Source organism: Methylobacterium sp. W2, from assembly GCF_020662345.1.
Lineage (GTDB): Bacteria > Pseudomonadota > Alphaproteobacteria > Rhizobiales > Beijerinckiaceae > Methylobacterium.
In genome coordinates, this window is record NZ_VMOA01000014.1 from 1 (window position 1) to 10827 (window position 10827).

9 protein-coding genes are annotated in these 10827 nt (G+C 64.2%); 1 reads left to right on the forward strand and 8 read right to left on the reverse strand.

Features of this window, described 5'->3' with window-relative positions:
* Positions 1–453: 453 nt before the first annotated feature.
* Entirely contained in the window at positions 454–1098 is a 645-nt protein-coding gene (locus tag FPV16_RS09745; RefSeq protein WP_227438009.1) for a lysozyme, read from the reverse strand.
* A gap of 73 nt (positions 1099–1171) precedes the next feature.
* On the opposite strand from FPV16_RS09745, the gene FPV16_RS09750 reads away from it, so the two are divergent.
* Positions 1172–1345 carry a hypothetical protein gene (locus FPV16_RS09750; RefSeq protein WP_227438010.1) on the forward strand — a complete coding sequence of 58 codons (174 nt, stop codon included), beginning with the start codon at positions 1172–1174 and terminating at the stop codon, positions 1343–1345.
* Positions 1346–1646: 301 nt separating this feature from the next.
* Here the strand turns inward: FPV16_RS09750 and FPV16_RS09755 are convergent, their stop codons facing one another.
* Genes FPV16_RS09755 through FPV16_RS09785 form a run of 7 tightly spaced genes read right to left on the reverse strand, consistent with a single transcriptional unit; the run spans position 1647 to position 10826 of the window.
* On the reverse strand, positions 1647–2249 hold the full coding sequence (locus tag FPV16_RS09755) for a hypothetical protein (RefSeq protein ID WP_227438011.1): 603 nt from the start codon (positions 2247–2249) through the stop codon (positions 1647–1649).
* Entirely contained in the window at positions 2246–3757 is a 1512-nt protein-coding gene (locus FPV16_RS09760; protein ID WP_264483780.1) for an FAD-dependent oxidoreductase, read from the reverse strand. The genes FPV16_RS09755 and FPV16_RS09760 overlap by 4 nt, the downstream gene beginning before the upstream one ends.
* Before the next feature lie 34 nt (positions 3758–3791).
* Positions 3792–6461, reverse strand: coding sequence for a hypothetical protein (locus FPV16_RS09765; RefSeq protein WP_227438012.1), 2670 nt, complete (start codon positions 6459–6461; stop codon positions 3792–3794).
* Positions 6462–6485: 24 nt separating this feature from the next.
* Entirely contained in the window at positions 6486–7202 is a 717-nt protein-coding gene (locus tag FPV16_RS09770; RefSeq protein ID WP_227438013.1) for a hypothetical protein, read from the reverse strand.
* Complete coding sequence (locus FPV16_RS09775; protein WP_227438014.1) at positions 7202–9862, reverse strand: phage tail protein; 2661 nt, start codon at positions 9860–9862, stop codon at positions 7202–7204. Before FPV16_RS09775 ends, FPV16_RS09770 begins: the two co-directional genes overlap by 1 nt.
* A complete protein-coding gene (locus FPV16_RS09780; RefSeq protein ID WP_227438015.1) occupies positions 9862–10263 on the reverse strand; it encodes a DUF6950 family protein in 402 nt (133 codons plus the stop codon). The genes FPV16_RS09775 and FPV16_RS09780 overlap by 1 nt, the downstream gene beginning before the upstream one ends.
* Positions 10260–10826 carry a hypothetical protein gene (locus tag FPV16_RS09785; RefSeq protein ID WP_227438016.1) on the reverse strand — a complete coding sequence of 189 codons (567 nt, stop codon included), beginning with the start codon at positions 10824–10826 and terminating at the stop codon, positions 10260–10262. The genes FPV16_RS09780 and FPV16_RS09785 overlap by 4 nt, the downstream gene beginning before the upstream one ends.
* Position 10827 lies beyond the last annotated feature (1 nt).

The following is a 10827-nucleotide window of genomic DNA, read 5'->3' on the forward strand; positions in this document are numbered from 1 at the left end:
GGATGACCACGGCCGGGGTGAGGTTCGGCGTGGTGGTGACTGCCTGCGCGAAGGCCGCGAGCGGCAGGACGAGGGAGATGGCGACACAGGCGAACGCCAGCGCCGCGAGCAGAAGCTTGCGGGTCATGATGGTCTCACAATGTATGATGTTGCACAGTGGAACTTCTGGCAGTCAAGGTTGGTAATGGTCCTTGATTGCAAGGATCGATTTCAATGCCGCGCGTGTGGTGTGACTTAGGTGAGTCGGGGCATTACCTCGATATCGTAAGTCTCAACGGGGATGAGGCATTCAGGGCTAGAGTTTATAGAGTCGAAAACTATGGCCATGGCTACACAATCTCAAAGGTCGGTGAAAACCAGCCTTTAGAAATTGGTTCACTTCCTATCGGTTTCCGCCAAATGAAAGCCAATTGCGAGAGATTGCTAGAGATATTATGTTCTATTACCCCAGCATCACTTGACCCAAGGGAAGGAAAGTTTGTCGAAGAGCATTGACCAGAACGATGGCTTTGCTTCAACAGCCTCGGGCGAGATCGGCCCTGGCAGGGATAAGGGCGCGGGAGCCTTCAAGATCAGAGCGGCCGGCGCCGGCACGACAGGCGGCACCAGCGTCGACAGCGGGGCGCTGACCGGCTTCGCATCGGTGCTCCGGGCCTTCGGCGCCGCCTTGGTGTAGGGCGTCAGGAACTGGTCGCGCTCTGCGGTGCGCCGGGAGATCAATTCCTTGTTCTTCGTCCACGACATGATCGCGGTGGAGCAGCCCTTCCGGTCGCCGGCATTGAGCAGGCGCAGGAACGTCGAGCCGGTGAAGCCGCCCACGCCTATGTTGAAGGCGATGGAGATCAAGGCGTCGCGCTCGTGGTCCGCTACCGGAACCTTGATGGCCGAAAGGATCGGCAGCGCGTGCGAGGCAAGGTCTTCGAGGAAGAAGGCATCGGCCTGGGCCTGCGTGATGACCTGCCCGAGCTTCACACCCTTGGTGTGGCCATAGCCGATCGTCGGCACGCCGACACTGTCGAGATAGGCTTTCAGCCGCACGCCTTCCCGCGATTTAAGCGCGGCAAGGCCAAGCGGCGTCATGATGGCGGACGCGGCCATGCGTAGTCTCCCGAATGGTGAATGCAAAATTAACTGCCTACGGTCGGCTTCTCTGACCGGGGCGGATTTTGGGATGCAGCACTTCGAAAACGGGGATTTGCCGGAGCCGGACGAGCACTTCGTCGACGTATTTGTCCACCGAGTTCGAACGGTTGCCGTGCTGGGCTTTTTGATCGGGGTAGAAGTAGCCGGCCTTGGCGCCATGGCGTTTGGCACGGTGTTCCTCAGCAGATGGCTGATGGCTTAAGCAATTGAGCACCCTGCCTGCTCGGTGCGGCTTGGTCAGATAAGAGACCGACAAGCGATTGCAGCGTGAGAACGATTGACGCTCTGAAGGCGCGGTAGTTAGCTTAAGTAGTCGTCCGCCCGTTCCAGAGCGCCCGGTCTGATGGCAGCGGGTCGAGCGCGCGCCGCGAACGTTAGCTCGACCCGCTTCTTCGATGGACCCTGCCGGCCGGCTCGGGAGGGTTCTCTGCTGAAAGCGCTAGGAAGGCGGGGGCTGCCCTAGCGCCGGCCTTAGGGTCCGACTGGGGTGCGCAACGGTCCCGTCAGTACCGCTCGAACTGGCTCAGCACCCGGCCATAGATGCTGATGTTGAGCTGCATGGCTTGCGGAGTGAATGCCCTGGCGTAGATGAAAGCCGTTCGGCGGACCTGCGGGGGGATGGCGAAATACTTGATCCCCTCGTCCACGCCGTCGTCCTTGGCGATCAGGGGAGATAGGTCGAGAGTGGGCGACAGCAGCTCCACGCCGTTGCCGCCCGTCTCCGTGTAAATGCCGAGCCGCAGCGCGCCCGGGACTGAGGTCGCACCCCAGATGGCGATTTCGGTAAACGCGAAGGTATCCTTGCCCTCCTCGGATACCGGGCCGGACTCGACCTCGTTCCCCACGGCGCAGTTGAACTTATAGAACTCGGTGAGAAGGATGCTGCCGACCTGAAGGGTTCGGTATCGCTGGGAGCCCTGGATCGCGTCGGGATCGTCGATACGGACGATGCCGGCAGCAATGGGCGGGCGCCCGACGACGATCCCATCTGCGAGATGCACCATGGGGCCGACGCCGCTAACGGAGACGCTGCCGCCTGCCGAACCGCCGGAGCCGCCAGAGCTACCGCTTCCGGTATTGTACGGGGGGAACCATCCATCGCTCATCGTTTCGCACCCATCTGGTCGAGCTTGGCGAGCAAGGTCGACACTGGCAGCAAACTCACGGGAATGCCGGCGTCGATTGCGAGGCAGCAGGCCACTGCCGCAGCCTGCGCGGGGCCGCTCATCGTGGTTTCCATCCGGTAGGAGCAGAAGCACGTCCGCGTCATCGCCGGATTGCCGACCTCGACGAGGTTGGAGATTATGCCGGCGGGCGGAAGGAAGATCTCCCACGGCAGGCCGAAGTAAGTCTTGTCGATGTCGATATCGCCATCCTGACGAGAGCCGCCGCCACGGTTGACCGACCAGTTCACGAGATGGCTGTCGGCATGGTAGCCGCCGCGAGAGACGCTGTTCCGCACATTGGCGTAGCCGATGTCCATCTCAGAAGAGAGAAGGATGCGCCGGGCCATCATGCGGAGAGTTTCGCGAGCGTAGATCATGCTCGACCACCCGCGCTGGAAGGCGAACTCCTCGACGTTATCCCGCCACGGCAGCTTCACGCGCTGCATGTCGGTTCGGAACGCGGAGGGCACCTTCGACGAGTTGATGGCGGTGTAGAACTGACCGCACATGGCATAGTAGTGGTCTTTCTTGAACTTCAGCCTTTCACCTTTCGTCTTCGCCCGGCCATAAATGCGCGGCAAGCCGTACTGATCGTTGCCGTTCGTCGTCAGGATCTTCGGGCCGATGAACTGGCCTGAGATCATGTTCTGGTATTTGCTGTAGGCCTGCGCCCGCTGGATGTAGTCGGCGAAGTCCTCTTCGCGGTATCCTTCAGGCGGCTGGATCGGCAACCCGTTCGGATCGTCGATGCACCAGGTCATGCGGTAGTCGTAACCTTGGATGCCCTCGTCCGCCTGCCCAGGCAGATGATGCGGATACCCCTGAAAGCCGCGCCAGATGTCGCCCTTAGGGTTGCGGATGCGGTCGGCCTTCAGGTTGCCGCCGGTCACCATCGAGCCGGCCTGCCGCTCGCCATAGGTGAAGCGCGACTCGGAGCGACCGATACCGTAGGGCACACCAGCGGCCATGCCGAGTTCGGCGCTGTAGCTGGCGCTGATCATCTGCTTGCACGTGATGGTGTCGCCGTTGCTGAGCGTGACGACCTTGCCCTGGCCGCCATCCTTCGTGATGCCCACGACCTCGATGTCCACGAGGGTTCGTGCATTGCCAATGGCGAGGTTGCGCGCATAGACGGCGCTGCTCGGGGTGTAGCGCTCGGGGAGGTCGCCGTACTGGTTGCCGTATCCAGCGGTCTCCGGCGTCTGGCCCGTGGGCTTCGTACCCTCGACATAGCCATCCGCCTTCATTTTCGTGATCGTGTTCTTGAAGAGCTCGCGACCTCGCCCCCAGAGCGTATCGCTGTTGGCGCTGACGCCGACATAGTCGGGGATGCCCAGGCCGCCCGAGAACAGGCCGCCAAGAACGTGGTGCTCATCGATGAGCATCGGCACCTTGCCAAGATCGGCCACAACCTGGCGGGCAGAAGTGCCGGCCGCGCCGCCGCCCATGATGAGGACGTCGCAAACGTAAGCTGTCATCGGCTTAGCCTCCCAGCGCGTCGCGGAACTTGTTGAACGCGACGAACAGCCGGTCCCACTGAGCATCCGTGAAGGTGGTGTTCTGACCGAACATCATCAGCTCGATCTTCTGAGCCGCGCCGAGGCTGATGCCGGACAGCCCATGGACGGCGCCGATGTACGGCGTCTGTGTGCCGAAGGTGGTGTCCTCGAAGACCTGTGCGATGTCCGTCTTCTGAGTGTCGTTCTTGTAGAACCGGATGCCGTCGTTGCTCTCGCGCTTGAAGCCCTGGAGCCCGCCCTGCACATTGCCGGTGATCGGAACGATGAGGTTCTTGCCGCTTCGGACGGTTGAGGTCGAAGTGGTCCGATTGGTGCCGACGGCGAAGTTCGCGGAGCCCGCCGAAATCTTCGACACGCTCTGCAACACCGTGTCGGTGTAGACGATCATCCAGTGCTTGAGCTTCGCCGACGGCACGATAGCCTGCGCCGTGTCTATCGCGTTGTTGCCGTTGAAGGTGGTCCCCCCGAAATCCGTATCCGGGTAGGCGGCGGCGTTAAGCGGGTCCGGCCGGCCGAACAGACGGTCGGCATGGGACCAATCGATGAGCGAGTCGAAGTTGCCAGTCGACCGGCCGACGAAGATGGCACCGCCGTTGCCCGTCGCGTCGAGCCACTTGTCTTCATAGAGGTAGTTGTAGAGGTCGGTGATCGCTGCCCGGCGAGGGGCGCTGAGCAGCGTAGTGCCGCCGTAGCGGGCGAGGTGCTTGTCCGCTCGCCGGTTGGCGTTGGGATCTTTCAGGCCCGTGGTGGTGAACTCGCAGGTAATGGCCGAGCCGTTGGGGTTCGACGACACGATGCCCACGCGCCCCTGTCGGATGCGCCCAAAGTCGCGCCCCGCGCCAGGGCCGAAGGTGTAACCACCCGGCCCCTCGATCACGGCCGTCTTGCCGCCGAAGGCGATGGCGATCTTGTCTGTCGCGGAGACGTTCTGAATTCTGACGTTTCCGACGATGCCGCTATCCAGCGACGGCGCGATGAGAACGTCCTCGGTGCCGGGGGCAAAGAGGACAGGCTCACAGTCGAGAAGCTTTGGCCCGATCAAGTACTTCTCCAGTTCAGCTTTCTGCCATTTCTTGAAGGCGTTCGCACTCGCGTCGAACATGACGACGGAGTCTTCGTCGACAAATTCTTCGGTGAAGAACGGGGCGTTGCTTAAGCCCTGCCCGTTGAGGTCGACGGAGTAGATATCGAGAGCGCCCGTCGTGCCCTGGCCCTTGATGATGAGGCGGACGTAGCGGGTGCCTGCCGGCAGATCGCGCGTGCCCAGCCCGGCCACGCGGGACGCCTTGAAGGAGAATAGCTTTGCGCCGTCAACAACAAGCAGGGGATCGGAGGGCAGCAGAATGTCGCCCAGGTCGACGCCGAAGTTGTCGAAGGCGCGGAAGCGGAAGAGCGGCGCGTTGCTCGCGCTATCCGGATCGTTGACGGCGCGGGAAATCGTGGCAACGAATTCCTGGACGGCGATGTCTTCCAGCCTGACCCACGCAATGGTTGTTGCTGCGGCGGCGCCGGTAATGCGGAGGGCCTTGCCGCTCACGCCGCCGGCAAGGCTGAAGGCTCCCGCTGCGGACAGAGGGTTGGCCGCGCTCGGCTGGGCCGTCGTGTCGGCCGTCCAAGTCGTGATGCCTTCGCCAGGACGCGACCAGTAGCGCGCGGCGCTGCGAGCCAGTTCGAGCGCTGCCTGCTTCGCATTGGTGACGGCGACCCAGCGCCAGCCGGCCGGGTTGGTCGTGTAGCCGTATTTTCCCCCGTTCGGCACCACCAGCTGCGTCACCGGATCGGTGTGCGTGCCCCCGTCGCTGTCCGGCACTTCAGCGGCGGCGCCTTCGATGCGGCCGATGCGGGGCTTCAGATCATCCCAGTTGGCGGCATAGATGACGCCGTAGGCCTGGCCGGACTCCAGGCGTACCAGCCGAGCAATGATCGCCGAGATGTCGGCGCCGCCGGACAGGGCGTCCGTGACGTCGTAGAGCCGGAGCGAACCGATGTCGGTCTGCTGGCCGTTCCCATAGATCCGCAGGTGCGGGACCATGTACCGCGCGGTGCGCGGCACGGTGTATTCGAGGGTGCCCGGAGCGCCTTCCTTCCCGATGAAAACGTTCAGGAAGTAGGGGCCATCGGCGGCGACGGCCGGATAGGGGTTGCCGAGACGGACATCGCTGACTTGGCCGAAGGTGCCGGACAGGTTCTGCAACCGGAGCTCGATCGCGTTCTGCTCCGGGTCCGACGGGTTCTGGAAGCGCGCGAATGCCGCCTGCAGGAGGTAAGAGCGACCCGGCTGGGCATAGTAGGCGCGGCGCTGCGCGATATCGATGTAGCCAGACACGGGGTCCGCATCGGCGCCAGAGATGCGCAGCACTTGGCCCAGCTCGCCGCCGTCCTCGATCGTGCCCCTGTCCAGGGCCGGGCGAAGCTTCGGAGCCCCGGTCATGACGCGGGTAAACAGCGTCTTCGCATCGCCCGGCCGATCCGGTGCGCTGCCGACCAGATCCTCATAGGGTGCGAGGCGGATCTGGAGCGCCGCGAGGACGGCGGCGAGGCCCCCAACCTTGTCCGCCTCGGCAATGGCAAGGTTGAGCTTTTCGCGCGCGGGAGCGCCCACGTCCGAAGACGTAAGTTGAGATAGGGCCATGCGGTCCTCGGTTTGGAAGAGGTGCTAGAAGGCTTCGACGAGGTCGAGGGTCACGGTGCCGAACCGCGAAAGCTGCAGCTCGATTTCAGCGTCATCGTCGGACGCGCGACGCATCACGCAGAGCGGTCGAGCGAATTCCAGTGAGGCGCCGGCCGCATAGTCCGCCCGCAGCCAAGGCCGAACCACAACGCTGATGTTGCCGGGCGCGGGCAGCCCCCCGGCACCGGCTGGGTCGGGACTGGCAAGGGACGTTATGATGTGAAGGCGTCCGGCCACGCTGAACATCATGCCGGGGATCAGGAAGCCGCCGCGGTTGCGCTGGATGGTCAAGGTCGTGGCATTGAGCGCCGCCGCGAGAGCCAGCCGGAAATTCAAATCCGCTGACGTGTCTACGTTCGCATCCCAGGCAGGGTCGCGAGCCGCATCATTATCGCCCCTGCATCGAGAGATGCGGCCGCCCGTCAGTGGGTCTGTGGCCCAGGGCACTCGCGCCCCCTCGCGTGGACCGACCAAGACCGTACCGGCTCGACCATCAAGCCCGGCAAGGAGCGCCCGCATAGCGAGGACTTCCGCCGGTCGATTGACGGGAATGGTCAGGCTCGCGGTGATGTAGCCGGACGGCCCGACGACGATCAGTTCCTGGTTGGTGACAGACCGGCCGCCGCTTTTCGATGTGCCCTTGTTCGGGTTCCACCGTTCCGATGCGATCCGGAGAACCGAAGGCCATGGAAGCGCTGCCATCAGGTCACCGGAGCGAGAGAGCAGGCCCAGGCGAGGAGGCCCTTGGTGGTGTCGCCGGCATAGGAGATGGTCGCGCCACCCGAGCCGAGGTTCAGACGATCTTCAATCGCCAGAACGCCCGACGTGCCAGCGGAAGCCGATGTGTTCGCCGTGACGATGAGCAGCCAGAAGTCGGCGGATACGCGCTGGATGGTCGCCGTAACGCCGCTGAAGGTTGTGCCGCTCACCACGCCGACAGTGATCGTGCCGGCGGTGAGATCGAACGCGATGCGGGCATAGTCGCCGTTGCCCGTGCCGCCGCTGTTGAGAAGGTCGATGCGGCCCGCCGAACGGCCGGCGGCTTTGAGCCCCCAGATCGCTCGCACCTTCGCGCCCGACACGAGGCCCGTGGCCTTGTAGGCGACCGTGTGAGTGGTCGCGGTTCCGGTCGCCGTCTCCGGTAGGAAGGTGGCCTGAGCTCCGTCCGGCCCGGTGCCCTGCGCCACCGGCTGGCCGATGCCTGTCTTGATCCAGGCCGCGTTGCTCAGGTCGTTCGGGAACTGCGTGACGTTGCCCGGCTGCGATGCTGCCACGATCACTTTCGGCCCGGCGGCGGCACTCGCTACATCCGACCCGTTCAGTGACTTGATGCCATAGGTGTAGACGCCGACATCGACGGGCGTGGTCGTGGTATCGGATTGGTTCGGCCCTTCCGCCAGAACTGTCGGGAGAGCCACGACATCGGCAAGGGTTTTTCCATACCCGACCGCCTGAAAGACCTGGATGCCGCGCGCGTTGGCGGAACTGGACTGCTTGAACGAATGGGTGACGACGTTGCCGTTGATCGTCGCGGACGTGTAGGTCGGCACGGCTGGCGCCGTCGCGTCGGCGGTCACCGCGAGCGTTACCGTGTCGCTCCAATCGGAAAACTTGCCGCCGATCCGGAAGCGGACGCGAAAGGTAAAGGACTGCGTGTCCGTCAGCGGGCCGGCTTCGGCGGACAGGCTGTCGGCACGAATGCCGATCTGCCGATATTCCGTGTCAGGGGAGCCCGTGAGCTTGACCTGAGCCTCAGGGATCACGTCGGCACGGCTCGACGCCAGCCATGTGACCACGGCCCAGACGCCCACCGTTCCGTTGCCGATCGCTCGGCGCTCCGCGCGGATGCTGACGATCGGCTTCTGGATCACGTCGATGCTTTGGATGGCCGTGGGCGCCGTCGGCCGCGGTGGCTCCTCGGTTGCCGGATCCCATTGGTAGGTCGACGGCCGGACGGACGCGAAGCCGACGTCACATCCGGAAAGATCGCCGCGAATGGAGAACGAGGACAGCCGGCAAGGCGCGTCGATCATCGGCCCGATCTCAGGCACGGGATCGAAGGTGACCTGTGCCGTTTCCTGGTCGAGGGCGTCGAGGACAGAGAAGTCAGTCCCGAGCGTGCCCTTCCAATCCGGGTTGTCGTTGTCGAACCGGATCTTCGCGAGGCGGGCGGCCTGCGTCCAGCTCGGGACCATGACCAGGTCCAGGCCGGTGTCGAGTTGCCCGACGCGCGACTGCGATGCCTCGTCCTCGCGTGAGACGAGTTCGGTCGGGCCGTAGAAGTTATCCGGGTCCGTGTAGGACACACTCATCCGGTTATAGGCGTCGAGCTTGTCCACGCCGTCGGTCACGGATGCGGTGACGATGTTCTTCGTGGAGATGTTGACGAGGGGAGCCACATACTTTCCCCCTCGGATGCCGATCAGTCCGGACGGCCGGCGCACAAGCTGCGCATCGCAGGTGTCGCACATGCGCGCCAGGACGTTCTTCGGAGCCTCCAGCAGGCTGTAGGTGCCGCCGATCCGATAGCGCGGCTCCAGCGTCCCGTCCTTGCGCGCCACGGCCTCGGCGCACTCGGCGCGAAAGGCCTCGAATGAGGGCACGTCCATGCGCGAGCGGGCGAACCGCATCCCGTCGCGGTGGCGCAGGTAGTCCAGGATGCACAGGGCCGGGCTTTCGGAAAAGGCCCACGTAGCGTCGTTGTCGGGATCTTGGCTCGTGCTGCTTGTGTCCCAGACACGGGCGCCGCGGACGACGAAACGCAGAACCGTCGCGTAGCCTTGCGGATAGATGATCGACACCTCTTCCTTTTTCACCCCGAGGAAAAGGCATGCGACGTAAGCGATACCGTTTAGCTGATGCGCCGCGGTCCACATCTCCGGATATGCAAGCCTGATGATGCCGGAGGCCGCCTGGTTCTTGTCTCCGAGCTTCGCCTCGAACTGGATGCGGTTGAGGTATGGGTAATCAATCGTAGCACCACCGGCTTCACCTTCGGTCGTCGAGATGTGCCTGTCACCGATCCAGTATTGCTCGATGCCGTCGATGCGATCGGTGGCAATCATGATGATCTGATAGAGGTTGTTGTTTCGGGCATCCCAGAACGCCCGTTTCCCGCCAACCATCGCGCGCCCGTAGATCCGGATGCGCGCGCCCATCGCCTCGTTGAGAGTGGCCTGTTGCGCTTGGTCCCGCTGCTTGGGCGCGGTGAGCGCGCTGATGAGAAGCTGGCCGCCCAAGGACGCACCCAAGAGCGCCGCACTACCGACCGCCGAGGCTGCCGCAGCACCGGCACCAGCGGCAGCCGTCACACCAGCCTCCGCCAGTGCGCTCAGGATGGCGAAACCGATCGTCTCCGCCATCAGACAGACCACGCCATGAGAGGGGCGGCCGAGCCGAACAGGACGCCGTCGCGAGTTTTCCAGGCCCAACCAGAGCCGGAGCAATTCAGCATCAGGAATGCACCAATCCGGGTTTCGATGACGCCGACGTCGCCGGGGACGGGGTCGGCAGTTCGGGCCAGCCCGGCCGTGACGGCGAGGCTTGCAGCAAGGGCCGGCAGGCCGCCCTCGCGCTTGAGGAGCCGGGCGCAGGACAGGGCATCGTGATAGGTGCCGCGCAGGTGCGCTGCAGGATCGATCCTAACCTCGCCGGCGATCCAGTCGCAGGGCCAGAGCGAGCAATCGCACCGGCCCCATACGAAGGGAGAAGCGGCGCCGACGGTCAGATGCTGACGGAGCCGCGCCAGTCGTCCGGCGTTCACGCGGGCCAGTAGATCGTCTTGCCGGGGAGGCTCGCAACCTGCTCAAGCCCGCGGTCACCAGGGAACCGGGCGTTCTGATCCGTGTCGGTCAGGTAGCCGTAGGGTGCCTTCGATCGGTTCGCCCAAGGGCACTCGGCCGACACGCTGACATTGTAGAGGCCGTTGCCCTTGGCCTCGTACTTCATCTGGTCCATCTCACCCTGCCAGATGACGGCCGGCTGATCGAGCAGCGCCCAGGTGTCGGTGAAGAACTGGATGTAGACCCAGACGTCTCGGCCTTTGACGAGCGTGCGCTGACTGCGAGCGAGCGCCGCGGTACGGGCGTTCGTTCCGGCCAGAGTGAAGGTGGCGACGGGGGCCGTGGTCCCCACCGGGCTATCGAGGCCGGTGATCTTGCCCATGCCCTCGGATCCGCGCCAGACGTTGCCGTCGAGCGTCCGCAGCGACCCCGATCCTAGCCAAAATCGACCGGGATCGTCGCGGAAATCGAAGAACACCAGGAGCGCAGCACGAATGACATCGCCGCGCAGGGCCGCCGCGCGGGTCGCATCGAAATAGCCCATG